The sequence below is a fragment of the Pseudothauera lacus genome (assembly GCF_003034845.1).
Lineage (GTDB): Bacteria > Pseudomonadota > Gammaproteobacteria > Burkholderiales > Rhodocyclaceae > Pseudothauera > Pseudothauera lacus.
The window spans coordinates 95,785-120,104 of sequence record NZ_PZKC01000001.1 but is presented as its reverse complement, the minus strand read 5'-3'; the positions used below and the strand labels follow the sequence as shown (position 1 = coordinate 120,104).

At 67.4% G+C, this 24,320-nt stretch carries 22 protein-coding genes; 10 read left to right on the top strand and 12 right to left on the bottom strand.

Features of this window, described 5'->3' with window-relative positions; translation table 11 throughout:
* Positions 1–43: 43 nt before the first annotated feature.
* From C8261_RS00545 to C8261_RS00535, 3 genes are all read left to right on the top strand, one after another.
* Positions 44–2,326 (top strand): sensor domain-containing protein, encoded by a 2,283-nt coding sequence (locus tag C8261_RS00545; protein ID WP_107491706.1) that lies wholly within the window; start codon positions 44–46, stop codon positions 2,324–2,326.
* Between the two features lie 243 nt (positions 2,327–2,569).
* Entirely contained in the window at positions 2,570–4,045 is a 1,476-nt protein-coding gene (locus C8261_RS00540; protein WP_107491705.1) for a SulP family inorganic anion transporter, read from the top strand.
* A 13-nt stretch (positions 4,046–4,058) separates the two neighbouring features.
* Positions 4,059–4,934, top strand: coding sequence for a universal stress protein (locus C8261_RS00535; RefSeq protein ID WP_107491704.1), 876 nt, complete (start codon positions 4,059–4,061; stop codon positions 4,932–4,934).
* A gap of 61 nt (positions 4,935–4,995) precedes the next feature.
* Here the strand turns inward: C8261_RS00535 and C8261_RS00530 are convergent, their stop codons facing one another.
* The 8 genes from C8261_RS00530 to mltG form a co-directional block, all read right to left on the bottom strand.
* Entirely contained in the window at positions 4,996–6,270 is a 1,275-nt protein-coding gene (locus tag C8261_RS00530) for an NAD(P)/FAD-dependent oxidoreductase (RefSeq protein WP_107491703.1), read from the bottom strand.
* Between the two features lie 14 nt (positions 6,271–6,284).
* On the bottom strand, positions 6,285–6,593 hold the full coding sequence (locus C8261_RS00525; RefSeq protein WP_107491702.1) for a c-type cytochrome: 309 nt from the start codon (positions 6,591–6,593) through the stop codon (positions 6,285–6,287).
* Positions 6,594–6,689: 96 nt separating this feature from the next.
* Positions 6,690–7,376, bottom strand: coding sequence for an ankyrin repeat domain-containing protein (locus tag C8261_RS00520; RefSeq protein WP_107491701.1), 687 nt, complete (start codon positions 7,374–7,376; stop codon positions 6,690–6,692).
* Positions 7,363–8,133: a TatD family hydrolase gene (locus C8261_RS00515; RefSeq protein WP_107491700.1), complete on the bottom strand. Its 771-nt coding sequence runs from the start codon at positions 8,131–8,133 to the stop codon at positions 7,363–7,365. Before C8261_RS00515 ends, C8261_RS00520 begins: the two co-directional genes overlap by 14 nt.
* Before the next feature lie 75 nt (positions 8,134–8,208).
* Positions 8,209–8,574 (bottom strand): PilZ domain-containing protein, encoded by a 366-nt coding sequence (locus tag C8261_RS00510; protein WP_107491699.1) that lies wholly within the window; start codon positions 8,572–8,574, stop codon positions 8,209–8,211.
* Positions 8,571–9,611: a DNA polymerase III subunit delta' gene (gene holB / locus C8261_RS00505; RefSeq protein WP_107491698.1), complete on the bottom strand. Its 1,041-nt coding sequence runs from the start codon at positions 9,609–9,611 to the stop codon at positions 8,571–8,573. Before holB ends, C8261_RS00510 begins: the two co-directional genes overlap by 4 nt.
* Positions 9,608–10,240, bottom strand: a complete 633-nt coding sequence (gene tmk, locus C8261_RS00500; protein ID WP_107491697.1) for a dTMP kinase — start codon at positions 10,238–10,240, stop codon at positions 9,608–9,610. Before tmk ends, holB begins: the two co-directional genes overlap by 4 nt.
* Entirely contained in the window at positions 10,237–11,241 is a 1,005-nt protein-coding gene (mltG, locus tag C8261_RS00495; protein WP_107491696.1) for an endolytic transglycosylase MltG, read from the bottom strand. Before mltG ends, tmk begins: the two co-directional genes overlap by 4 nt.
* Before the next feature lie 177 nt (positions 11,242–11,418).
* Here mltG and ygfZ point away from each other — a divergent pair, with 177 nt between their 5' ends.
* From ygfZ to C8261_RS00480, 3 genes are read left to right on the top strand one after another with little or no spacing between them, the layout of a single operon-like run.
* Entirely contained in the window at positions 11,419–12,438 is a 1,020-nt protein-coding gene (gene ygfZ, locus C8261_RS00490) for a CAF17-like 4Fe-4S cluster assembly/insertion protein YgfZ (RefSeq protein WP_107491695.1), read from the top strand.
* Positions 12,435–12,746 carry a DUF4936 family protein gene (locus tag C8261_RS00485; protein ID WP_235864786.1) on the top strand — a complete coding sequence of 104 codons (312 nt, stop codon included), beginning with the start codon at positions 12,435–12,437 and terminating at the stop codon, positions 12,744–12,746. The genes ygfZ and C8261_RS00485 overlap by 4 nt, the downstream gene beginning before the upstream one ends.
* Positions 12,737–13,501 (top strand): NRDE family protein, encoded by a 765-nt coding sequence (locus tag C8261_RS00480; RefSeq protein WP_107491694.1) that lies wholly within the window; start codon positions 12,737–12,739, stop codon positions 13,499–13,501. Before C8261_RS00485 ends, C8261_RS00480 begins: the two co-directional genes overlap by 10 nt.
* Here C8261_RS00480 and C8261_RS00475 read toward each other — a convergent pair.
* Genes C8261_RS00475 through tadA form a run of 3 tightly spaced genes read right to left on the bottom strand, consistent with a single transcriptional unit; the run spans position 13,485 to position 14,879 of the window.
* Entirely contained in the window at positions 13,485–13,937 is a 453-nt protein-coding gene (locus tag C8261_RS00475) for a GNAT family N-acetyltransferase (RefSeq protein ID WP_107491693.1), read from the bottom strand. The two genes, C8261_RS00480 and C8261_RS00475, sit on opposite strands and share 17 nt — an antisense overlap.
* Positions 13,934–14,413, bottom strand: coding sequence for a L,D-transpeptidase (locus C8261_RS00470; RefSeq protein ID WP_107491692.1), 480 nt, complete (start codon positions 14,411–14,413; stop codon positions 13,934–13,936). The genes C8261_RS00475 and C8261_RS00470 overlap by 4 nt, the downstream gene beginning before the upstream one ends.
* 1 nt (position 14,414) lies before the next feature.
* Positions 14,415–14,879: a tRNA adenosine(34) deaminase TadA gene (tadA, locus tag C8261_RS00465; RefSeq protein ID WP_219905101.1), complete on the bottom strand. Its 465-nt coding sequence runs from the start codon at positions 14,877–14,879 to the stop codon at positions 14,415–14,417.
* Positions 14,880–15,000: 121 nt separating this feature from the next.
* Here tadA and C8261_RS00460 point away from each other — a divergent pair, with 121 nt between their 5' ends.
* Genes C8261_RS00460 through C8261_RS00450 form a run of 3 tightly spaced genes read left to right on the top strand, consistent with a single transcriptional unit; the run spans position 15,001 to position 20,880 of the window.
* Positions 15,001–16,833: a sensor histidine kinase gene (locus C8261_RS00460; RefSeq protein WP_107491690.1), complete on the top strand. Its 1,833-nt coding sequence runs from the start codon at positions 15,001–15,003 to the stop codon at positions 16,831–16,833.
* A gap of 48 nt (positions 16,834–16,881) precedes the next feature.
* The gene (locus C8261_RS00455; RefSeq protein ID WP_107491689.1) at positions 16,882–19,236 is read left to right on the top strand and encodes a GspE/PulE family protein; all 2,355 of its coding nucleotides are present in this window, start codon (positions 16,882–16,884) and stop codon (positions 19,234–19,236) included.
* A gap of 9 nt (positions 19,237–19,245) precedes the next feature.
* Positions 19,246–20,880, top strand: coding sequence for an HD family phosphohydrolase (locus tag C8261_RS00450; protein ID WP_107491688.1), 1,635 nt, complete (start codon positions 19,246–19,248; stop codon positions 20,878–20,880).
* 1 nt (position 20,881) lies between these two features.
* On the opposite strand, the gene C8261_RS00445 is transcribed toward C8261_RS00450, so the two are convergent.
* Complete coding sequence (locus tag C8261_RS00445; protein ID WP_107491687.1) at positions 20,882–21,994, bottom strand: FecR family protein; 1,113 nt, start codon at positions 21,992–21,994, stop codon at positions 20,882–20,884.
* 105 nt (positions 21,995–22,099) lie between these two features.
* On the opposite strand from C8261_RS00445, the gene C8261_RS00440 reads away from it, so the two are divergent.
* A complete protein-coding gene (locus C8261_RS00440; RefSeq protein ID WP_107491686.1) occupies positions 22,100–24,310 on the top strand; it encodes a CHASE2 domain-containing protein in 2,211 nt (736 codons plus the stop codon).
* Positions 24,311–24,320: the final 10 nt, after the last annotated feature.

Sequence of the window (24,320 nt, the reverse complement as noted above, 5' to 3'; positions counted from 1 at the left end):
GCCCACCCCCGCCGCCCGCGCCCGCCTGCTCGTCCTCGCCGGCGTGCTGACCTTTACCGCAGTGTTGACCGCCTCCGCTGCGCTGGCGCGCAAGGACCTGCTCTCCAGCCTGTTCCTTCAGCACACCGCGGTGATGCTGTTCATCGATCCGGCCAGCGGCCGCATCATCGACGCCAACGCCGCTGCCGGGCGCTTCTACGGCCTCCCCGGTGGTGAGCTGATCGGGCGCAGCATCGATGAGTTCAATACCCTGGGCGCCGACGAGGTCGCTGCCGAGCGCGCCCGCGCACAGCGCGAGGAACGCAACTACTTCATCTTCCCGCACCGTGTCGCGGGGGGCGGGATCCGCACCGTAGAGGTGTACTCCTCACCGGTGCGGCTGGAGGATGGCCGCCAGGTGCTGTTCTCCATCATCCATGACGTCACCGACAAGAGCATCGGCGAAGCCGAGTTGCTGGCCTACAAGGACAGGCTGGAGGAGCTCGTGGACCAGCGCACCCGCGAGGTCGGAGCAGCCGAAGAGCGCGTGCGCACTCTGATGATCGCTGCCCTCCTCGTGCAATTGCTGCTCATCGTGCTGCTGGTCGCCAACGTTCTCAGCCGCCGGCGTACCAACAACCGCCTCGCCCATCGCGAAGAGGAGCTCGCCACCCTGCTCGACGCCCTCCCCGACATTGTCCGCTTCAAGGATGGCCAGGGACGCTGGCAGCAGGCCAACCGCTACACCGTCGAGCTGTTCGGTCTGCAGGGGGTGGATTTCCGCGGCTGCAGCGATGCCGAACTGGCCTTCAGCCAGGGCGCCTCGCGACGTGCCCTGCTCGGCCACGAGCAGCCCGACGAACCGGCGTGGGCGCAGCGCGGCGCGCTGCGCACCGAGGAGCACATCCCTACCGTCAACGGCCAGACCATGGTGGTCGATACCATCAAGGTACCCCTGTTCAATCCCGACGGCAGCCGCAAGGGTCTGGTAAGCATCGGCCGCGACGTCACCGACCGCCGCCACGCAGAATCCGAGATCGCCCGCCTGGCCTACTTCGACTCGCTGACCGGGCTGCCCAACCGCCGCCTGCTCCTCGACCGCCTCGAACACGCTCTGGCAGTGGCGCGCCGCTCAGGCCACTTCGGCGCCTTGTTGCTGATCGATCTGGATTACTTCAAGACCCTCAACGACGCCCGCGGGCACGAGATGGGCGACCGCCTGCTGAAGGCCATCGCCGAACGCCTGCAGCGCGACCTGCGCGAGAGCGACACCCTGTCGCGCTTCGGTGGCGACGAGTTTGTCCTCCTGCTGCCGGAAATCTCCCCACTCGAACAGCTCGCGGCCGACATGGCGCGCAGCGTTGCCGAGAAACTGCGTGAAGGGCTCGCCCAGCCCTTCGTGCTCGCCGGCGAGTCACTCTCCATCGGCGCCAGCATCGGCGTGGCGATCTTCCCGCCCAGCGGTGGCGGCAGTGTTTCCGAGTTGCTCAAGCAGGCCGATACGGCGATGTACCAGGCCAAGGCCGCAGGCCGCAACGTGGTGCGCTTCTTCGAACCGGAGATGCAGGCCCGCGCGGAAATGCGCTTCATGCTCGAAAGCGAGCTGCGGCGCGCCGTCGAGCAGGAAGAACTGCGCCTCTTCCTGCAGGCCCAGGTCGATGCACGCGGCGCCATCCGCGGGGCCGAGGTGCTGTTGCGCTGGCACCACCCGCGACGCGGCCTGGTACCACCGGCAAGCTTCATTCCCATCGCCGAGGAAACCGGCCTGATCGTCGAACTCGGCGACTGGGTGCTGCGCCGCGGCTGTGCCCTGCTCACCCATCCGGAGATCGCCGCAAACTCACTGCGCATCTCCATCAACGTCAGCCCGCGCCAGTTCCACCATGCCGGCTTCGTCGGCAGAGTGCGCGACATCCTCACCGAAACCGGTGCCGATCCCAGCCGCCTGACCCTGGAGGTTACCGAAGGGCTGGTGATCGACAAGGTGCACCAGACCGCCGCGACGATGTCCGAACTGAGTGCGCTGGGCATTCACTTCTCCATCGACGATTTCGGCACCGGCTACTCGTCGCTGGCCTATCTGAAGCGCCTGCCCATCAACGAGCTGAAGATCGACCGCAGCTTCATTCAGGACGCTCCCGAGGATCCCAGCGACGCTGCGCTGGTGGACACCATTCTGGCAATGGCCGCGCACCTGCGCCTCAGCGTCGTTGCCGAAGGGGTGGAAACGCAGGCCCATGCCGACTTCCTCGCCGCGCGTGCGGAGATGCTCTACCAGGGCTATCTGTACGGGCGCCCGGCACCGGCAGAAGTATTCATCGCCTCGCTGGCGCAGCACCGCGACTGATCCGGAGTCCGGCGAATTTGCTGCAATGCAGCAGCGTTGTTACAATCGACACCCTCTGCCAAACAACCGCAGCCAGTCCCTTGTAAGCCAGCGCTCTCTATCGTGCCGACTGCAGGCACTCTTTTCATGCCGTAGCGCGACAACGTCACCCCCAGCGCGGGGGACGTCGTTGCTCCATCCGCCCCCCCAGCCAGCGCGCATCCTCAAGACGCGGAACGGCCTCAGAGAGCTGTAGCACAAGAAATGAAGAACATCCGTCAGGACTGGCTTTCCAACGTCCGCAACGACCTGCTGGCCGGCCTCGTGGTCGCGCTGGCGCTGATCCCCGAGGCGATCGCCTTCTCCATCATTGCCGGCGTCGATCCCAAGGTCGGCCTCTACGCCTCGTTCTCCATCGCCACCATCATCGCCTTCACCGGCGGGCGACCCGGCATGATCTCGGCCGCCACCGGCGCCATGGCGCTGGTCATGGTCACGCTGGTCAAGGAACACGGACTGGAGTACCTGCTCGCCGCCACCGTGCTCACCGGCGTCCTGCAGATCATCGCCGGCTGGGTGCGCCTGGGGGTGCTGATGCGCTTCGTCTCGCGCTCGGTGGTCACCGGCTTCGTCAATGCGCTGGCGATCCTGATCTTCATGGCGCAGCTGCCCGAGCTGACCAACGTCAGCTGGCATGTGTACGCGATGACCGCGGCCGGCCTCGGCATCATCTATCTCCTGCCCCGGCTCACCAAGGCGGTGCCCTCGCCGCTGGTCACCATCGTGGTACTCACCGCGGTGGCGATCGCGCTCGATCTGGACATCCGTACCGTCGGCGACATGGGTGAGCTGCCCAACAGCCTGCCGGTGTTCCTGATCCCGGACGTGCCGCTCAACCTGGAAACGCTGGCGATCATCCTGCCCTACTCGCTCACGCTGATGGTGGTCGGCCTGCTGGAGTCGCTGATGACCGCCACCATCGTGGACGACCTCACCGACACCAGGAGCGACAAGAACCGCGAATGCGTCGGCCAGGGCGTCGCCAACGTGGCTACCGGCTTCATCGGCGGCATGGCCGGCTGCGCGATGATCGGCCAGTCGGTGATCAACGTGAAGTCCGGCGGCCGTGGGCGGCTGTCCACCCTGACCGCAGGCGTGGTGCTGCTGATCCTGGTGGTCTTCCTCGGCGACTGGGTGAGCCGCATCCCGATGGCCGCGCTGGTGGCGGTGATGATCATGGTCTCCATCGGTACCTTCAACTGGGGCTCGATCCGCAACCTGCGCGAGCACCCGAAGAGCTCCAGCGTGGTGATGCTGGCCACCGTGGCGGTCACCGTGCTCACCCACGACCTGGCCAAGGGCGTGCTGGTCGGCGTGCTGCTCTCCGGTTTCTTCTTCGCCCACAAGGTGGGCATGGTGCTGCACATCGGCTCCAAGGCGGAGAACGAAGGCCGCACCCGTCGCTACCGCGTCTTCGGCCAGGTGTTCTTCGCCTCGGCGGACCGCTTCGTCGCCGCCTTCGACTTCAAGGAAGTGATCGAGAAGGTGGTCATCGACGTCTCGCGCGCGCACTTCTGGGACATCACCGCGATCAGCGCACTCGACAAGGTGGTGGTGAAATTCCGCCGCGAAGGCACCGAGGTGGAGATCATCGGCCTCAACGAAGCCAGCGCAACCATGATCGACCGCTTCGCGGTGCACGACAAACCCGACGCCGTCGAACGGCTGATGGGCCACTGAGCGGAGAAGCGAAATGAACAGCAAGATCAACGCCGACAACAAGGTGCTGGCCTGCGTGGACCGCTCCCACTTTGCCGACTACGTCACCGACTACGCTGCCTGGGCCGCCCAGCGCATGAGCGCACCGCTTGAACTGCTGCACGTCATCGACCGCCATCCTGAAATCGGCTCCGGCGAGGATCACAGCGGCGCGATCGGCTTCGACGCTCAGGAGTTGTTGCTCACCCAGCTCTCCGAACGCGACGCCGAACGCGCCCGCGATGCGCGCGAGGCCGGTCGCGTCTTCCTCAACCGCCTGCGCCAGCGCGCCATCGACGCCGGCGTACCCGCCCCGGACATGCGCCAGCGCCACGGCGAACTGGGCGAAACCCTGGCCGAGCACGAGGCCGGCGTGCGCCTCTTCGTCCTCGGCAGGCGCGGCGAAGCGGCCGAAACCACCCAGCGCGACCTCGGGCGCAACGTGGAACACGTCGTGCGCGCGCTGCACAAGCCCATCCTCACGGTTACCGAAGGCTTCCGGGAACCCAGACGCGTGCTGATCGCCTACGATGGCAGCGCCGTCACCCGGCGCGGTGTCGAGATGGTCGCCGCCAGCCCGTTGTTCCGCGGCCTGCCGGTGCACCTGCTGATGTCCGGCAAGGTCCCCCAGGACGGCCCCAAGCAGATCGGATGGGCACAGAAGACGCTACAGGACGCCGGCTTCGAGGCTACCGCGCAGATCATCCCGGGCGACCCGGAGAGCGTCATCGCGCGTACGGTCAAGGACCAGGAAATCGACATCCTGGTGATGGGCGCCTACGCCCACTCAGCGCTGCGCAGCCTGCTGTTCGGCAGCAAGACCACCGACCTGCTGCGCTCGTCGAAGATTCCCACACTGCTGTTGCGTTGAAGCCGGCCAGTTACTTCGCTGCCGGGTCAATGAAGTGCGACACTGCACTGGCAGCGCGAATTCAGATCATCCCCAGCGTGTCGTTGAGGATGTTGAAGCTCCACGCCACCGCCATGAAGGCCTCCTCGCCGCTGGCGCGCGCTGAGAGCCCGCCGGCGCCGGGCACCGCGACAATGGTGCGCTGGCCGTCGTCATAGCGATAGACGCCGGCGATGTGGATGGCTTCCTTGTCGCTGACGAAGCTGTAGCAGGTATTGGCGATGATCGGTTCAGGGTTCACCGCCCGCCCGGCAAAATGCGCCGCAATGGCCGCCGCGCAGACCTTGGCCTGCTGGTTGGCCATGTGCGCCGACTTGGGCGTGCCGGGGGCGGAGGCAATGGCATCGCCGATCACATGCACGGCGGGCACGAGGCGCGACTCGTAGGAGAGGAAATCGACCTCGCACCATCCCTGACCACCGCCGAGACCGGCCTGCAGGGCGAGTTCGCCGGCACGCTGCGGGGGGATGACGTTCCAGACGTCGGCGCGTACCTTGCCGTGCACGTCGAAGCTCAGCTCTCCGCTGGCAGCGTCGATGGCTTCGAAGCCGGCATTGGGGACGTACTCGATCATGCCCTTGTAGCGGTTGGCAAAGGCGTCGGCGAACAGTTCGCGCTTGGCGAGGATACCCGGATTGGCATCGAACACCAGCACCTTGGCGGTGGGGTTGCTGCGCCGCAGCGCACTGGCGACCAGGCAGGCGCGCTCGTAAGGCCCCGGCGGGCAGCGCAAGGGCGCCTTGGGGATGTGCATGGCGAACACGCCGCCCTGCGGCATGGCGCCGATGCGCCGACGCAGTTCGTGGGTCTGCGGGCCGGCCTTCCAGGCATGGGGAACGCGCTCCTGCGCTGCGGCGCTGTTCAACCCGGGCAGGGCCGCATAGTCGAAGGCGATGCCGGGCGCGATGACCAGGCGATCGTACGGCAGCGCACTGCCGCCGGCCAGGGTGATCTGGCGGGTAGCCGGGTCGATGGCGGTGACGGTGTCGTTGATCACGCGCACCCCGTGACGGCTGGCGAGGCCGTCGTAGCGCCGGGTAAGGTCACGGATGCTCATCGTGCCGCCGATGACGCGATTGCTCATCGGGCAGGAGACGAACTCGCGCGCCGCCTCCACCAGGGTGACGCTCGCCCCCGGCGCCCACAGGCGCAGATAGCGTGCGCACGCGGCGCCGGCAAAGCCGCCACCGACCACCACCACGCGGGCACCGCGGCCGACCTGGGCGCGCGCCGCAGCGGGCACTGCAGCAAGCGCGGCAAGGGCGGCGGAGTGACGGAGAAACTGTCGACGTTGCATGGCTGGCCTCCGCTTCAGTTCGGACGCCGGCCGAGGATGTCGGCGATGCGGCGCAACTGTTCTTCGGTATACCCTTTGGCGTGGTGATGCATCACCGTGGGATTGCGCTTGCCATTGCGGAAGTCGATCAGCATGGCGTACATGCCGTCGGCGGTCTGCCCTGCCAGCGAGGGCATGCCGCCGTCCGAACGCCCCTCGGGGCCATGGCAGGCAAAGCAGGCCGCAGCCCATTGCACCGCCTGATGATCTTCGCTGGCCAGCGCGGCGCTGCCCGGCATCCAGGCCGCAACTGCGGCCAGGGTCAACAACGCGCTCCTGAGCATGGCGTGGTCTCCACGACGTTCGTCATAGGGCGAATGCTACCCCGATGAGGCCGCCGAGGGAACCCGCAGCCGGCAGAGCGCCGTCCGGTGCGCCGTTCAGCGAATTTCCAGACGCACTGTTCCGGCTCGCCGGGCCTGCTCGGCGTCGATCAGATCGGCGATCACGGTATTGCCGACCTGGCGCGCCCAGGTTGCCGCGTCGATGCCGCGATCATTGACCAGGGCGGTATCCGCGCCTGCGGCGAGCAGGGTGCGGACGACCTCGATGTGGCCGTTGCGGGCGGCGAGCATCAGTGCGGTGGAGCGGTTGGGTGCCAGCGCATCGATATCGGCGCCACGCTGGAGAAATTTCTGCAGCAGCCCCAGGCGCCCTTCGAAGGCGGCGTAGAGCAAGGGGTTCCAACCCTCATGGTTGAGTTCGGCGCCGGCTTCGAGGAGGGCGTCGGCAACCGCTTCATGGCCACCGAGGGTGGCCAGCATCAGTGCCGAGTCACCGGCCAGGTTGCGCTGCGAGACGCGCGGGCGGTATTGCAGGATGGCCTGCACGGTGCTCAGCATGCCCTCGCGGGCGGCGAGGATGAGCAGGGTATTGCCCTGCAGATCGACGGTATCGGCGTCGAGGCCGCGATTGAGCAGGCCGACGAGCTGGCGGGTATCGCCCAGACGCGCCGAGCTGAGCGCGGCTTCGTAGGTGCCTTGCGCCTGCGCCGGCACCGCAACGAAGGCGGCGGCGCACAGGGCGAGGATGGCGGCGGCACGGGACAGGCGGTCAGCGCAGGGCATGGCGGAAGAGTCCGAAGAAGTTGGCGGTGGTGGCTGCGGCGATCTGCGCCAGCGGGAGTTCGCGCAGGCGGGCGATCTCCTCGGCGACGTGGACGACGTAGGCCGGTTCGTTGGTCTTGCCGCGGTGCGGAACGGGGGCCAGATACGGCGCATCGGTCTCGATCAGGAGGCGGTCAAGCGGCACGCGACGGGCGACTTCCTTGAGTTCGCGCGCACTCTTGAAGGTGACGATGCCGGAAAACGAGATATGGAAGCCAAGCTCCAGTGCGGCGTCGGCGACGGCCTGCGATTCGGTGAAGCAGTGCATGACGCCACCGACGGCATCGGCGCCCTCCTCGCGCATGATGCGCAGGGTATCTGCGGCGGCCTCGCGGGTGTGGATGATCAGCGGCTTGCCGGCGGCACGGGCGGCTCGGATGTGGGTGCGGAAACGCTCGCGCTGCCACTCCGGGGCATCCTTGTGCCAGTGGTAGTCGAGACCGGTCTCGCCGATCGCCACCACCCGCGGGTGTGCGGCGAGCGCCACCAGGCGGGCGACATCGGGCTCCTCGCAGCCGGCGTTGTCGGGATGCACGCCCACCGAGGCGTAGAGACCCGGATGACGCTCGGCGAGCCCCAGCACGGCAGGAAAGTCCTCGAGCTTGACGCCCACGCAGAGCGCGTGGCTCACCCCGTTGGCGTGCATCGCGGCAAGGATCTCGTCCTCACGCGCGCGCAGGTCTGGAAAATCGAGGTGGCAGTGGGAGTCAACGTACATGCGGGGTTCCGGGAGGCGGTCAACGCAACGGCGGCCGCGGCCGTCATGCGACAGACCGCAGCCGCCGCGAGGGGTTCAGATGGTGTGCGTGGGGCGCGAGGAGCCGAGGTGGCCGGCGAGGATCTGCTCGATGCGGTGCCGGACCGTCTTGCCGGCCTCGTCATCGCTGAAATGCACGCCCACGCCCTGCGTCTTGCCGCCCTGGGCGCCATGCGGCGTCACCCACACCACGCTGCCGGCCACCGGATGCTTGGTGGGGTCGTCCATCAACTGCAGCAGCATGAACACCTCGTCGCCGAGGGTGTGGCTCTTGGGCGTCGGCACGAAGATGCCGCCATTGAGCAGGAAGGGCATGTACGCGGCGTACAGCGCCGACTTGGAGTTGATGTTCAGCGACAGCACGCTGGGGCGTGCCACGGCGGGCCTGACGGGTTCACTCATCGTTGCGATCCGGTAAACGTGCGGGCATAGCGCATCAGCATGTCTTCGAGCATCAGGCGGGCATTCAGCGGGTGCTGGGCGACCCGGCGGATACGGACGAACTCATTGTAACAGTTGCTTGCCGCCGCAATGCTGCAGCGCTTGGCCAGCGCCTGCAACTGGGTGCTGCGCGCAGGGAAGAAACGCACCCGTCCGCCGAGGCGCACGCTGACCAGGTCCGCCACCCAACGCTGCAGCCAATCCACCAGCATCACCATGCCGAAACCGGCGGCGATCGCTTCCTTCGACTTCAGCCAGCTCTCCCACTGCCCGGCCAGGCGCAGCACGTCACCATCGGGCAATTGCCCGAGATCGCGCACGAAACGTTCGTGAAAGGCCTTGCCGCCCTGCGCCGCGAGGCGCTCGGCGGCCAGCGGCAGGCCGCCGCAGAGGGCCAGCAGTTCTGCCGCGCCGGCGTCGCGGGCCGCCGACCAGCGCGCCAGTGCCGCACTGTCGGGGGCGCTGAAGCTCCACTGCTGGCAGCGGCTGCGCAGAGTCGGCAGCAGGCGCCGCGGCGCCGATGAAACCAGCACGAAGAAGCAGTCTGCCGGGGGCTCTTCGAGCAGTTTGAGGAGGGCATTGGCGGTGAATACGTTCATCGCCTCGGCCGGGTCGACGATCACCGCGCGGCGGTGATGGTGGGCACTGACCTCCAGCCCCTCCTGCAGGGCACGCACCTGCTCGATGACGATCTGTGCCGACTTCGCCTTGCCGCCGTCGGCGCCACCGTCGTCGCTGCCTGCGGTGGCCTCGTCGGCGGCGGGAATCAGCCGCTGGAGGTCGGGATGATTGCCCGACAGCCGCCACTGGCAGGGGGTACATTGCCCGCAGGCGTGGCCGTCGGCAGCCGGGGCGTCGCACAGCAGGCGCGCCGCAAGCGCTTCGGCAAGGTCGCGCTTGCCGAGCCCCGGGGGGCCGGCAAACAGCAAGGCGTGGGGCAGACGCTCGCCCAGTGTGCACAGACGGGTCCAGGTGGCGGCCTGCCAGGGATGGATCATCGCGGACACAGCGCCCCGACCAGCGCCTCGACTTCGGCACGGATGCGCTCCGGCGTCTGTCCGGCATCGATGACGCGGATGCGTGCCGGCGCCGCTTGCGCGCGCTGCAGGTAGGCCGCCCGCACACGCTCGAAGAAGGCGCCCTGCTCGCGTTCGAAACGGTCGGGCGCATGGCCGGTGGAGGCCACGCGCGCAGCGGCGATGGCGGGAGGGAGGTCGAAGAGGATGGTCAGGTCGGGTTGCAGGCCGGGATGCACCCACTGCTCCAGCGCAGCGAACTTGGCCGCGCTGAGACCGCGCCCGCCGACCTGATAGGCATAGGTGGCATCCGAGAAGCGGTCGCAGACCACCCAGCGACCGGCTGCCAGCGCCGGCTCGATGCGTGCGGCGAGATGCTCGCGGCGCGCCGCGAACATCAGCATCGCCTCGGTCTCCAGATCCATTGCCTCATGCAGCAGCAACTCGCGCAGACGTTCGCCGAGGGCGGTGCCGCCGGGTTCGCGGCTCTGCTCGACGACGATGCCGCGTTGCTGCAGCAAGGCTACGGCAGCGGCGATCTGACTGCTCTTGCCGGCGCCGTCGATGCCCTCGAAGGTGATGAAGCGCCCGCGCGCAAGACTCTGGTTCAACTGCCGCCTCCCCCGCGCTGATAACGATTGACCGCCCGGTTGTGATCGGCAAGGTTGCGCGAGAACTGGCTGCTGCCATCGCCGCGGGCGACAAAGTAGAAATACTCGCTGGGTGGCGGCCGCAGCGCCGCAGCCAGGGCGTCCGGTCCCGGCAGGGCGATCGGCGTCGGCGGCAGGCCGGCCCGGGTATAGGTATTCCAGGGGTGGTCGGTATCGAGGTGGCGACGGCGCAGGCGGCCCTCGAACTCCTCGCCGTAGCCGTAGATCACCGTCGGGTCGGTCTGCAGGCGCATGCCGATGCGCAGGCGGTTGATGAACACCGAGGCGACCAGACCGCGCTCGTCCGCGCGTCCGGTTTCCTTCTCGATGATGGAGGCCAGGATCAGCGCCTCGTAAGGGTTGCGCAGCGGCAGTTGCGGATGGCGCTCCTCCCAGGCCGCCAGCAGGCGTTCCTGCATCGCCAGGTAAGCGCGCCGATAGACCGCCAGCGCGCTGGAGTGCTTGTCGAAAAGATAGGTATCGGGAAAGAACAGGCCTTCGGGGTGGCTTTCGCTGGCGCCGATGCGCTGCAGCAGTTCGCTGTCGCTCAGCGCCGCGGTGTCCTGCAGGAGATGGGGGTGGGCATCGATGAGGGCGCGCATCTGGCGGAAGTTCCAGCCTTCGACTACGGTCAGTGCGCTCTGCGAGACGTCGCCATTGGAGAGCTTGAGGAGCAACTGCCAGAGGGTCAGCCCCTGATGCACCTCGTAGCTGCCGGCAATGATGCGCTCGGCCTTGCCGCTGGCGCGCGCCACCCAGTACAGCACCGCGGGGTCGACGCCGACGCCGGCACGGTGGATGAGTTGCGCGGCCTGACGCATGTTGGCGCCGCGCTGTACGGTGAAATCGATTTGCGCCGCATCCAGCGGCAAGGGGCGTTCGAGCACCCACCATGCCGCTGCCCCACCGACACCGGCAAGGAAGAGGACGAAGAGCAGGAAGCGCAACAGGAAGGCTTTCATGGGCACGAAGGTCAGAGGAACGCGGCGCGGCACGCCTCGGCGGCCGACGTTTGCCTGAGCGCTGCCACACGGACAGCGCTTCGGGGTGAGAAATGCGGGCTGGCCGACCGGGGGCCCTATAATACTGCATCGCCAGCCTGTCACACTCCCTCAACGCGACCGCCAAGAAGCCTTGTGATGACCACTCCCCACTGGACCGAATTCCTCGCCCCCCAGGGCGCCCGTCTTGATGACGGACAGATCGATTTTGCCGACCAGCCTTCGCCCGACGCCACCGTGCTGGTGCCCCTCGTGCATCTGGGCCTGATCCGCAGCAGCGGCGAGGACGCTGCCAGCTTCCTGCACAACCTGCTCTCCAACGACCTCAACAAGCTCCCCGGCGAGCGTGCCCAGCTTTCCAGCTTCAACTCCCCCAAGGGACGCATGCTGGCCAGCCTGCTGATCTGGCGCGACGGCGGCGACGTGGTGCTGGCTCTGTCCGCCGACATCCACGCCGCCATGCTGAAGAAGCTGTCGATGTACATCCTGCGCAGCAAGGCCAGGCTCAGCGATGCCAGTGCCGAACTGGCGCTGTTCGGCATCAGTGGCGCAGACAGCGCCGCCGTGCTTGCCAGCGCCGGCCTGCCCTGCCCCGCAGAGATCATGCAGCAGGTCGCCGCCGGCGCCCTGCGGGTGATCCGCGTCAGCGCCGACAGCCTCGTCGTCGCCGTACCGGCCGCCGAGGCCCCTGCCCTCTTCGACACGCTGCGCGGCGCCGGCGCGCAGCCGGCGGGCAGTGCGCGGTGGACGCTGGCGATGATCCGCGCCGGTGTGCCGCTGATCACCGCCGCCACCCAGGAAGCCTTCGTCGCACAGATGCTCAACTTCGAGATCATCGGCGGAGTGAGCTTCCAGAAAGGCTGCTATCCGGGCCAGGAGATCGTCGCCCGTACGCAGTATCTCGGCAAGCTCAAGAAGCGCATGTATCGCGCCCACATCGACACCACAACGCCTCCGGTTGCGGGTACCGACCTCTACGCCGCCGACTTTGGCGAGCAGTCAGCCGGCCAGTTGGTCAACGTCGCCCCCGCCCCGCAGGGCGGTTTCGAGGCCCTTGCGGTGCTGCAGACCAGCAGCCACGACAGCGGCGAAGTCCGCCTCGGCGCGCCCGACGGCCCTGTGCTGCGCTTTCTCGACCTGCCCTACGCCCTGCCGTGAGCGCCGTGGCGGGCGACGCCGGCAGCCTGTCCCTGTATGTCTACTACCGCCTCGCCGCAGACTGCGACCGCGCGGCGGCAATGACCGCGGTACGCGCCATGCAGGCCGTGCTGGCGCACCGCAGCGGCGTGTGCGGCGAACTCCAGCAGCGCCGTGACGACGCGCTGACGTGGATGGAGGTCTATAGCGGGATCGCCGACGGCGCCGCCTTCGAGGCCGCGCTTGCCGACGCCGTTGTCAGCCACCGCATCGCCGCGCTTACCGGCAGCGCCGAGCGCCATCTCGAACGCTTCGTGCGATGTGCCTGATCGTGCTGTCGTGGCGCCAGCATGCGGACTATCCGCTGATGCTGGCCGCCAACCGCGACGAGTACCACGCCCGCCCGGCGCTGGCCGCGGCGTGGTGGGCGGACTACCCCGACATCCTCGCCGGCCGCGACCTCGAAGGCGGCGGCACCTGGCTGGGGATGAGCCGGCATGGGCGGCTGGCCGCGCTGACCAACTATCGCGACCCCTCGCGCCATCGCCCGGGGGCGCCGTCGCGCGGCCTGCTGGTGCGCGACAGCCTGCTCGCCGGCACTGCGGTACCCACCACACTCCACCATCTCGCCGCGCACAGCGGGCATTACGTGCCCTTCAACCTGCTGCTGTGGGACGGCGACAGCCTCGGCGTGTTCGAACACAGCACAGGCCGCGTGCGCATCCTGCCGCCTGGCGTGTACGGCCTCTCCAATCACCTCCTCGATACCCCCTGGCCCAAGCTCGCGCGCCTGCGCGAACGCTTTGCCGAGCACACCCGCAACGGTCCCGATGAGGCTGCCATCCTCGGCGAACTCACAGATCGCGGCTGCTACGCTGCCGAGCTGCTGCCCGACACCGGCATCGACGCGCAATGGGAGCACTGGCTGTCGGCGGCATTCGTGCAGGCACCGGGCTACGGCACGCGCTGCTCTACCCTGCTCAGCGTGCGCCGCGACGGCGAGGTGTCATTCACCGAATGGAGCTGGGACGCGGAAGGCGCCCTGAGCGGCGAATGCCGCCATGCCTTCAGCCTCGTGCGCTGAGCACCCGGCGCATCGCCACGTGTTCGATGCCCGCATCCATGAAGATCTCGCCATAGGCCGTGAAACCCTGCCGGCGGTAGAAGTCCACCGCCTGTAACTGGGCGTTGAGCACCACCTCGCTCATCCCCGCCGCACGGGCGGCGTCGACCAGAGTGTTCAGCACCCGCGCACCGATGCCGCGCCCGCGCCAGGCCGCCGCTACCGCCATGCGGCCGATGTGGCCGTCAGGCAGCAGGCGTCCGGTGCCGACCACCTCGGCACCGGCAGTGCAGGCCAGCGCGTGGCGGCTGCAGGCATCCCACTCGTCGGCCTCAAGTTCCGCCGGCACCCCCTGCTCGACGACGAAGACGCGCTCGCGCAGGGGCATCGCCAGCGCCGCGGCCTGTGCCCAGTCGACAACGCGGACGACGATGGCGGAAGCAGCCTCGGCACTCATTCGCGGATCTCGACGATGGTGCCCGCCGGCACCAGTTCGAACAGTTCGGCAACCTCGGCGTTGCGCATGCGGATGCAGCCGTGCGAGCGCGCCTCGCCCATCGGCTGGTCGTCGGGCGTGCCGTGGATGTAGATGTAACGGCGCATGCTGTCGACCTTGCCGAGCCTGTTGCGGCCGGGTTCGCAGCCGCACAACCAGAGGATGCGGGTCAGTATCCAGTCGCGTCCCGGATGTGCCGCGGCAAACGCCGGCGTACATAGCTCACCGGTTGCCCGCCGGCCGCGGAACACCGCTCCCAGCGGCGCGCCGGCGCCGATGCGCGCGCGCACGTAATGCCGGCCGCGCGGCGTGCGGCCGCTGTCGACCTGCTCGCCGGCGCCGTTGGCGGCAGTCGATACCGCATAGCGGCGGATGCGGGCACCGTCCGCGGCAAAGAGATCGAGGTACTGCCCGGCAAGGCTGATCTCGATGCGCATCTCAGGCGCTCAGGGTACGCCCGCGACGGGCGGCGAAGAAGGACGACAGCAGCGCGCCGCAGGCATCGGCGAGCACGCCGCCGCTGATCTGCGCGTGGTGATTGAGGCGGCGCTCGGCATACAGGTCGAGCACGCTGCCGGCCACCCCGGTCTTGGGATCGCGGGCGCCGAACACCACCCGCGCGATGCGCGCATGCATGATCGCGCCGCTGCACATCGCACACGGTTCAAGGGTGACGAACAGTTCACAACCCGGCAGGCGGTAGTTGCCCAGGCGGCTGGCGGCATCACGCAGCGCCATCACCTCGGCGTGGGCAGTAGGGTCGTGCCGGCCAATCGGCTGATTGAAGCCGCGGCCGATGATCTCGCCCTCGCAGACCACCACCGCGCCTACCGGCACCTCTCCGCAACTGCCCGCCAGATGCGCCTGTTCGAGCGCCGCGCGCATGTAATCCTCGTCCGTCATACCCACATCCGTCTCAACATCAGGCGTCAGTGTAGCGCAGCACGCGCGGAGCCCGGATGGGTATACCCCAGTGCGGCAAACCCCCATGGTGCGGGCCTGCCCACCGTAATACTTTTGTGCCATGCAAGAGGGCCCTTCAGCAACTTCGCCGGACCTCGCCGGCAGCAGGCGCCGCAAACGCCTGCGCCGGGTTGCCGCCTGCCTGGCGATTGCCCTGCTGTGGCCCCTGCTGGCGGACCTGCTGATCGCCACCGCCGGCCTCGACAAGACCCTGCGCCCCTGGCTGTGGCTGTGGGGATACGTGCTGCTCACCCTGCCCTGGCTGTTCCGCGGCAGGCGCATCGACGACGTCCCGCCCCGCGTCGACGAGGAATCCAGTGCGGCCAGCGAACGCCTGCACGAAGCCGAGAGCATGCTGCAGGAGAGCGAGAGCCGCTACGCCCTGGCGATGCGCGGCACCAACGAAGGGCTGTGGGACTGGAACCCGGTCACCCACTCGCTCTTCCTCTCCAGCCGCCTGCTCAGCCTGCTCGGCGAAGAACGCGACCATCTGCGCACCACCAGCGACGAGTGGCTGCGGCTGATCCACGTCGCCGACCGGCCGCGCTTCCAGTCCATGCTCATCGCCCACCTGAAGGGCGAAACGCCGCACTTCGAATGCGAGTACCGCGTTTTCGACCAGCACGGCGAATTCCGCTGGGTGCTTGCCCGCGGTCTGGCCCTGCGCAACCCCGAAGGCAAGGCCTACCGCATGGTGGGTTCGATCGGCGACATCACCGAGCGCAAGCGCGCCGAGGTACGTCTGAAGAACGAACTGCAGTTCACCCGCAGCCTCATCGACAGCCTGCCGGTGGCACTGGTGGTGCTGGACAGGAACGGCCAGCTGTCGATGTGGAACCGCCACTTCAGCCACATCGTCGGCCTTGCCGACGAAGCACTCGACGGTCGTGCGCTGCGCTCGCTGGTCGCCAACGGCGACCGTGCCCATCTCGAACACGCCCTCGACACCGCCCTGGCAAGCGGCGAAGCCCACGCCCGCGTCCACCTGGGCATGCGCGACGGCAACGACGTGCCCTTCGACCTGCTCACCCGCAGCGTCGAACTCGATGGCGAGCTGCGCGTGCTCGGCATCGCCTCGGACATTTCCGAGCGTCTGGCCACCGAAGCCAGCATGCGCGACCTCAACCGCGAGCTCGAGAACCGTGTCGCCGAGCGCACCGCCCAGCTGAGCAGCGCCCTGAAGGAACTCGAAGCCTTCAGCTACTCGGTGTCCCATGACCTGCGCGCACCGCTGCGCGCCATCGATGGCTACAGCGTGATCCTCGCCAGCGAATACGACGCTGCCTTCGACGACGAAGCCCGCCAGCTCTTCCAGCGCATGCGCGCCGCGGTGCAGCGCATGGGCGTGCTGATCGACGATCTCCTCAACCTTGCCCGCGTCTCGCGCCACGAGCTCGGTCGCCAGCCGCTCGACCTCAGCGCGCTGGCCGGGGAGATCGCCGGCGCACTCACCGAAGCCGAGCCGGCACGCGCGGTCAGCTGGGACATCGAGCCCGGCATGCTCACCGACGCCGACCCCAGCCTGATGCGCATCGCACTGGAAAACCTGCTCGGCAACGCGTGGAAGTTCACCGCCCGCCGCAGCGCCGCCCGGATCCGCTTCGGCCGCACCGCCAACGCCGCCGGCGAGGAAGTGTTCTGTGTCGAGGACAACGGCGCCGGCTTCGACATGCGCTACGTGGGCAAGCTCTTCGGCGCCTTCCAGCGCCTGCACCACGAACGCGATTTCCAGGGCACCGGTATTGGCCTGGCCACAGTCGCCCGTATCGTCCAGCGCCATGGCGGGCGCATCTGGGCGGAAGGCGAAGCCGACGCGGGAGCGCGCTTCAGCTTTACGCTGAATGACGCTGCAACGATCGAGAACTCATCTTTCGTGGTAGCAAACGGGCCCTGATAGAATAGCTCCGCGCCACGCCCTCGACATGTGGCGCAGGAGCGCCGCATGACCGCCACGCCGCCACCGCCAGCCCAGGGAAACAGTGATGATCCCCGGCTCGCCTTCATGCATCGCCTGCAGGCGGTGAGCAACAGGATTCACGGCACCCGCGATGCCTACGAGCTGATGCTCGAGCTTTCCGGCGAGATCTGCGCGCTGTTCCGCGCCGACCGCCTCACGCTTTACGCGCTCACCGAAGACCGCAGCAACATCATCTCCCGCGTCAAGACCGGACTGGGTGGGTTCAAGGACCTGCGGCTTCCGGTCGGTCCGCGCAGCATAGCCGGCTACTGTGCAATGACCCGGCGCACGGTAAACATCCATGACGCCCACGACGACGACGAGTTGCGCCGCATCTATCCGGAGTTGCGCTTTCTCAGCCAGGTCGACGAACGCACCGGCTACCGCAGCAGGGAGGTCCTCGCCGTCGCGTGTACCGACTCGCACAACGATCTGCAGGGTGTGCTGCAGTTGATCAACACGCTCGACGGTGGTCCGTTCAGCGACATCGTCACCGAGGGGGCGGAAATACTCGCCCGCAGCCTGGGCGTGGCCCTGGCACTGCGTCCGCCGGGGGCTGGCCTCTTTCGCAGCAAGTATGACGGGCTTGTTGCCGAGGGCGTGCTCTCGGCTGGCGAGCTCGACCTGGCGCGCCGCAGCGCGCGGCGCAAGGGCAAGGATATCGAGGACGTCCTGCACGGCGAGTTCCAGGTTCCACTGGCGGCATTGGGCCGTGCCCTGGCAGCCTTCTTCGACCTGCCTTACGAGCCCTTCCGTGGCGACCGCATCCGGCCGGTGCATCTGCTGCGCAGCCTGAAACGGGAGTTCGTCGAAGCCAACCAGTGGCTGCCCGTGGAAGAGAGCGAGGACGGCGTCGTGGTGATCAGCACCGACGCCGAGCGCGTGCGCACCAGCCGCAGCGTGCAGAACGTTCTCGCTGCCGATCGCGTCGCTTTCCGGGTCACCACGGGTGAGGAATTCCGCCGCACGGTCGACCAGTTCTACTGCGTGGATGACGCCGACAAGGTCAGTGAATTGCTCTCCTCGATGGATGACGAGGAGCAGGACAGCGAGGCTGGAGACGCGGTCAGCGCTGCCGCCGACAATGAACTCGTGCGACTGGTCAACAAGATCATCATCGATGCCTTCGAGCAGAAGGCATCAGACATCCACATCGAGCCCTACCCCGGCAGGCAGAAGACGGTGGTGCGCTTTCGCAAGGATGGCGAATTGCGCAACTACATTGAAGTGCCCGCCAGCTATCGCAACGCGCTTGTCACCCGCATCAAGATCATGTGCGACCTCGACATCTCCGAGCGTCGCAAACCGCAGGATGGCAAGATCCGCTTTCGCAAGTTCGGTCCGCTGGACATCGAGCTGCGAGTCGCCACCCTGCCTTCGGCGAACGGCCTCGAAGACGTCGTCATGCGCGTGCTGGCATCCGGCGAACCGATTGCCCTCGACAGGCTGGGCCTCAGCACCCACAACGCCAGCCGTCTGCGCGCAGTCATAGACAAGCCCTATGGCATCTTCTTCGTCTGCGGCCCGACCGGCTCGGGCAAGACCACCACGCTGCACTCCATCCTCGGCCACCTCAACACCCCCGAACGCAAGATCTGGACCGCGGAAGACCCCGTCGAAATCACCCAGCGCGGGCTGCGTCAGGTACAGATCAACCGCAAGGCCGGGATGGACTTCGCCACCGTGATGCGGGCCTTCCTGCGCGCCGACCCGGATGTCATCATGGTCGGCGAGATGCGCGACCATGAGACGGTCAGCATCGGCATCGAGGCTTCCTTGACCGGCCATCTGGTGCTGTCAACCCTGCACACCAACAGTGCCCCGGAATCGGTCATCCGCCTGCTCGACATGGGGATGGACCCGTTCAACTTCTCCGACGCCCTGCTCGGCGTGCTTGCCCAGCGCCTGGCACGCCGCCTGTGCCCATCCTGTCGCGAACCCTACCTCGCCGACGAGACCGAGATCGACGAACTGTGTGCCGAGTACGCCAGTGAACTGCATAACACTGTGGCCTGGCGGAATGATCCGCAGGCCGCGATGGCGGCCCTGCGGGCACGACTGCTGGACGGCCAGGGCGGCGCGGCGGAGCGCATCACCCTGTACCGCGCGCGCGGCTGCCCTGCCTGCGGCGGTTGCGGCTACGCCGGGCGCATCGGCCTGCACGAGCTGATGATCGGCAGCGACGCCTGCAAGCAGCGCATCCTGCGTCGCGCCCCGGTGGACGAACTGCTCGCAAGTGCGCTCGACGACGGCATGCGCACGCTGAAGATGGACGGCATCGAGAAGGTGCTGGCGGGGCTGACCGACATGCGCCAGGTGCGTCAGGTCTGCATCAAGTAGGAAGGGATCATGGACAAGCACAGCGACCTCAGCCAGCAACTCGCCTATCTCAACCAGATCGGCATCGAACTGTCGCGCGAACAGAAGATCGACCGTCTGCTCGAACACATCCTGCAGGCCGCGCAGACCATCACCAACGCCGACGGCGGCACCCTCTACCTGATGAACGAAGCCCGCGACGGTCTGCGCTTCGCCATCCTGCGCACGGCCTCGCTCGGCATTGCCTACGGCGGCACGACGGGCAAACCGGCCAGCTGGCCGGAGATACCGCTGCGCAACGAGGACGGCAGCGAAAACCACAGTCTGGTGGTTGCCCACACCGCCCTCACCGGCAATACCATCAACATCGAGGACGTCCGCCACGCCGAAGGCTTCGACTTCTCTGGCACACGGCGCTTCGATGCCGCCAACGGCTACAGCTCGCGCTCCTTCCTGTCGGTGCCGATGCAGGACCATCAGGGCGAAATCATCGGCGTACTGCAGATGATCAACGCACTCGATCCCGACAGCGGGCAGATCTGCCGCTTCAGCGGTGCACACGAAGGACTGGTTGCCTCACTCGCCTCACAGGCCGCCGTGGCGCTCACCAACCGCATGCTGATCGAACAGATGAGGACGCTGTTCGTCGCCTTTACCCGCCTCATCAACCAGGCCATCGACGAAAAGTCCCCCCATACCGGTGGCCACTGCCAGCGCGTCCCGGTGCTCACCATGCTGATCGCCGAAGCCCTGCACGACAACGATGCAGGGCCGCTGGCCGGGTTCTCGATGAGCGAGCAGGATCGCGAGGAACTGGAGATCGCCGGCCTGCTGCATGACTGCGGCAAGATCACGACGCCGGTGCATGTGGTGGACAAGGCCACCAAGCTCGAAACCATCTTCGATCGCATCCGCCTGGTCGACTGCCGCTTCGAGATCATCCTGCGGGACGCCGAGCTGGAGATGCTGCGCGCCTGCCGTGGCGGAGAAGATGCGCTGGCCGCAGAACAGGCCCTGGCGGACTTCCGCGCCCGCGTGGCAGCAGACCGCACCTTCCTGCACCGCGCCAATGTCGGCTCGGAAGCGATGGAAGAAGCCGATCAGCAGCGCGTGCGGGAGATTGCCACGCGTTACCGCTGGCATGCCGTCGATGGCAGCACGCACCCGCTCCTCGACAGCGACGAGGTCGCCAATCTGTGCATACGTGCCGGCACCTTGACGGCCGCGGAGCGCGAGATCATCAACCACCACGTGGTATCCACCCAGCGCATGCTCGAAGCGCTGCCCTGGCCACGCCACCTTGCGCGAGTGCCGGAATACGCCGGCAATCACCATGAGCGCATGGACGGCAGGGGCTATCCACGCGGCCTGACCCGCGTGGACATGAGCGTACAGGCGCGCATCATGTGCATCGCCGACATCTTCGAAGCCCTGACCGCCAGCGACCGCCCCTACAAGAAGCCAATGACCCTGTCGACTGCCCTCGGCATCCTTGCCCGCATGGCGGGCAGCGGCCACGTTGATCCCGACATCTTCGAGGTCTTCCTGCGCAGCAAGGCCTACCATCGCTACGCAGAACGCTTCCTTGCCGCCGGCCAGATCGACGTCGTGGATGAGGCAGCGATCCTCGCCGCCAGCCGGCCCGAGTGCGTCGCTCAGGCCTGAATCAGCGCAGCCACTGGCTGCCGCTCAGGCTGCGCAGGATACGCAAGCTGCCGTCAACCAGCCCGAGCTCCTCGACGACTTCCGAGCTCTCCTCGTGTCGCAGGCGCTGGCGCTGGTTCTCCCCGACGATGCGCACGCTGTAGCTCACCCGCAAGCGTCCGCCATCCGCAGCCTCGACCGAAAAGCCGGTGATGCGGTACTGGATGCGATCGAACACCCTGAAGGAGTTGCTCAGGTAGTTCTCCACGTCGCGCACCGATGATCCGTCGCTGCCTCGCCAGCCAGGCGCAAGAAACTGCAGCAAGGCGCGCTGATCGCCACGTCCGTAGGCATCGATGAACTCCTGATAGAAGGCATGGACCTGCTCCAGGGTCACATCCGAGGCGCCTTGCGTGGATCCTTCACGCGGCCATAGCCAGGAAGGGAAGCGCGTGCCGTCGCCCACCACGAAGCGCTGCATCAGGGCGCCACGATCGCTCGCATACCCCCACTGCCCGGCGCTCAACTCGATGACGCCGCCTTCGTTGGCGAAGCTCACCGCCCCCTCGTCGACCTCGACGAAGACAGCGTTCTCACGCAGCACGATGCTTCCCGGCAAGCCCTCCGCGCCGCGCCGCAGGCAGTCGTCGATACCGCACAGGATGGCGGTAAAACGCGTACCGCGAATGCCGATGGTGCCGGCCGGCGCCTCCAGCCGGAAGGCATCGCTGTCACCGCGCTTGCCGATTGCGCCGGTAACCACCCTGAGCCCCCCGGCGAGCAGGGATGCATGCAGCCGGTCCTGAGCCGGTTTGTCGGGATCGTAGCGATGCAGGTCGATGCGCAGCCGCGTTCCGCCGCGCAGGCTCACCTGTGCCCCGTCGGCGAACTGCAGTGTAGCCGACCCCGCCGCCTCCACCTCGACGATATCGCCCTGTTCCAGCCGCCCCCCTGCCTCCACCCGCAGCCGCGCGCCACTGGCCTTGCGCACGTTGAGCACGCCATCACTGGCCACCACGGTGATGGCGTTCTGCGCCTGCGCCTGCGCCTGCGCACGCCCCGGGAGCAGGGCAAGCGCACAGAGCAGCAGCGCAAGGGCGACGATCAGCGTCGCAGCGTTATGTTTGGCAGTCATTGCGCAAGGGTTAGAATCCGGTGATTGCGACAGTATGCCAAAAAGCGCGGTGGCGGGGCTCCTTAGAGGTGCGGCGCTTCGCCAGTGCGGCGCCTCCTTCACTCAATGACCTCCTCGCGGCTGATCCGACTGTGCGCCTTCCTCCTCGTCGGCGCTCTGAGCATGGCTCACGTACTCGGTGTGCTGAGGCTGGGTTTCGTCGAGCGCATCGAAACCCTCAGCTACGACCTGCGGCTCAAGCTCGGTGCTGCCACAGGACAGGACCCACGCATCGTCATCATCGACATCGACGAACGCAGCCTCGCCGAGCAGGGCCGCTGGCCGTGGCCGCGTGACCGCCTGGCGCGCCTGGTCGACGAACTGAGCCTGCGCCAGGGTGTCGCCGTGATCGGCTTCGACGTCGTTTTCTCCGAGCCTGACACCAGCTCGGGTCTGCAGGTCCTGCGCGAGCTCGCCGCCGGTCCCCTGGCCGATATCGACGCATTCTCCCGGCAGCTCGACCTCCTCTCCCCGACGCTCGACTTCGATCAGCGCTTCGCCGCCGCGCTCGCCCGCAGTCCGGTCATCCTCGGCTACTACTTCACCACGTCGGCAACGCCAACCAGCAGTGGCCTCCTCCCCGCCCCGCTGTTCTTCGCCAGCGACTTCGCCGGCCACGACGACCGCCTCATGCGCGCCACAGGCTTCGGTGCGAACATCGAATCACTGCAGGTTGCCTCGCGTGGCGCAGGCCATTTCACCCCCATCTTCGACGCCGACGGCCAGACCCGCAGGGTGCCGCTGCTGATCGAATACGACGGCGAGTACTATGAAGCCCTTGCGCTCGCCGTGGCCAGGCACTTCCTCAACGCCCCGCTGCCCCAGCTCGGTTTTCCGCAGGCCTCGCAAGCCTACGGCGCCCTCGAGTGGCTGCAACTCGGTGAACGCGTCATTCCCGTTGATCTGCAGGCTGCCGCGTTGATTCCGTATCGAGGGCGGCAAGGCAGCTTCATCTACCTTTCCGCCACCGACGTGCTCGAGGGCCGCCTGCCTGAAGGCGAGCTCGACGGACGCATCGCGCTGGTCGGCACCTCCGCCCCGGGGCTGATGGACCTGCGTTCCACCCCGGTGGGCAATGCCTTCCCCGGGGTGGAGATCCACGCCAACATGATCGCCGGCATCATCGATGGCAGCATCCGCCACCGCCCCGCATGGACGCTGGGCTACGAGGCCGTCTGCGTCGCCGCGCTGTGGGCACTGCTGAGCAGCTTCCTGTTCCGTGCGGGCCCCGCGCCCTCACTCGCCGCCATCGCCCTGGTCACCGTACTGACCTGGTGGGGAACACTGCAGGCCTGGCTCACCTGGCACCTCGTACTGCCGGTCGCCACGCTGCTGTGCATGAGTCTCGCACTCTATGCCGTGCATACGGTCATCAGCCTGTTCGTCGAGGCGCGCGCGAAAAAGCAGATCGCCGGCCTGTTCGGCCAGTACGTACCACCTGCCGTCGTCGAGGAACTGGCCGCCAACCCCGCGCTCGCCAGCATGGAGGGCGACAGTCGCGAAATGAGCGTGCTGTTCTCCGACATCAGAGGCTTCACCTCGATCTCGGAAGGCATGCCGCCCCAGGAACTCACCCGCCTCATCAACCGCTACCTTTCGGAGATGACGGAATCCATACAGATGCATGGCGGCACCGTGGACAAGTACATCGGTGATGCCATCATGGCCTTCTGGGGAGCACCGATTCCCAGCCCCGACCATGCGCGCAATGCCGTGCTCGCCGCGCTCGACATGCAGCGCCGGGCCGAACGCCTGCGCCACGAATTTGCTCTCCACGGCTGGCCGCAGCTGCATATCGGCATCGGTCTGAGCACCGGCATGATGACAGTCGGCAACATGGGGTCGGTGTTCAGGCGGGCCTATACGGTAATGGGTGACGCGGTGAATCTGGGTTCGCGGCTGGAATCCCTGACCAAGCAGTACGGCGCCCTCGTCCTTGCCAGCGAACGCACCAGGGAAAGCGCCGGCGCCGGCATCTGCTGGCAGGAACTCGACCGCATCCGGGTCAAGGGCAAGGATGTGGCCGTGACCATCCACGAGGCAGTGGCCGACGCGACCTCCACCGGCAACCCGGAAGAGGCCCACGACCTCTTCGCGGCGATGCTGGATGCCTACCGCCACACCCACTGGGATACCGCCCTCGACCTGCTGGACAGGCTCGAGGCCGCCGGCGAGCGCAGCGCCCTGGTCACCCTGTATCGCGCGCGCATCGCGCACTTCAGGGAAAACCCGCCAGCTGCAGACTGGGACGGCGTGTTTACCTTCGACAGCAAGTGAAGATCAGCGT

Bases quoted from the DNA above. Each gene is read 5' to 3' on its own strand.
- C8261_RS00540 (WP_107491705.1), top strand. From the start codon at position 2,570: ATGAAGAACATCCGTCAGGACTGGCTTTCCAACGTCCGCAACGACCTG.
- C8261_RS00535 (WP_107491704.1), top strand. From the start codon at position 4,059: ATGAACAGCAAGATCAACGCCGACAACAAGGTGCTGGCCTGCGTGGAC.
- C8261_RS00530 (WP_107491703.1), bottom strand. From the start codon at position 6,270: ATGCAACGTCGACAGTTTCTCCGTCACTCCGCCGCCCTTGCCGCGCTT.
- C8261_RS00525 (WP_107491702.1), bottom strand. From the start codon at position 6,593: ATGCTCAGGAGCGCGTTGTTGACCCTGGCCGCAGTTGCGGCCTGGATG.
- C8261_RS00520 (WP_107491701.1), bottom strand. From the start codon at position 7,376: ATGCCCTGCGCTGACCGCCTGTCCCGTGCCGCCGCCATCCTCGCCCTG.
- C8261_RS00515 (WP_107491700.1), bottom strand. From the start codon at position 8,133: ATGTACGTTGACTCCCACTGCCACCTCGATTTTCCAGACCTGCGCGCG.
- C8261_RS00510 (WP_107491699.1), bottom strand. From the start codon at position 8,574: ATGAGTGAACCCGTCAGGCCCGCCGTGGCACGCCCCAGCGTGCTGTCG.
- holB (WP_107491698.1), bottom strand. From the start codon at position 9,611: ATGATCCATCCCTGGCAGGCCGCCACCTGGACCCGTCTGTGCACACTG.
- mltG (WP_107491696.1), bottom strand. From the start codon at position 11,241: ATGAAAGCCTTCCTGTTGCGCTTCCTGCTCTTCGTCCTCTTCCTTGCC.
- ygfZ (WP_107491695.1), top strand. From the start codon at position 11,419: ATGACCACTCCCCACTGGACCGAATTCCTCGCCCCCCAGGGCGCCCGT.
- C8261_RS00480 (WP_107491694.1), top strand. From the start codon at position 12,737: ATGTGCCTGATCGTGCTGTCGTGGCGCCAGCATGCGGACTATCCGCTG.
- C8261_RS00475 (WP_107491693.1), bottom strand. From the start codon at position 13,937: ATGAGTGCCGAGGCTGCTTCCGCCATCGTCGTCCGCGTTGTCGACTGG.
- C8261_RS00470 (WP_107491692.1), bottom strand. From the start codon at position 14,413: ATGCGCATCGAGATCAGCCTTGCCGGGCAGTACCTCGATCTCTTTGCC.
- tadA (WP_219905101.1), bottom strand. From the start codon at position 14,879: ATGACGGACGAGGATTACATGCGCGCGGCGCTCGAACAGGCGCATCTG.
- C8261_RS00460 (WP_107491690.1), top strand. From the start codon at position 15,001: ATGCAAGAGGGCCCTTCAGCAACTTCGCCGGACCTCGCCGGCAGCAGG.
- C8261_RS00455 (WP_107491689.1), top strand. From the start codon at position 16,882: ATGACCGCCACGCCGCCACCGCCAGCCCAGGGAAACAGTGATGATCCC.
- C8261_RS00450 (WP_107491688.1), top strand. From the start codon at position 19,246: ATGGACAAGCACAGCGACCTCAGCCAGCAACTCGCCTATCTCAACCAG.
- C8261_RS00445 (WP_107491687.1), bottom strand. From the start codon at position 21,994: ATGACTGCCAAACATAACGCTGCGACGCTGATCGTCGCCCTTGCGCTG.
- C8261_RS00440 (WP_107491686.1), top strand. From the start codon at position 22,100: ATGACCTCCTCGCGGCTGATCCGACTGTGCGCCTTCCTCCTCGTCGGC.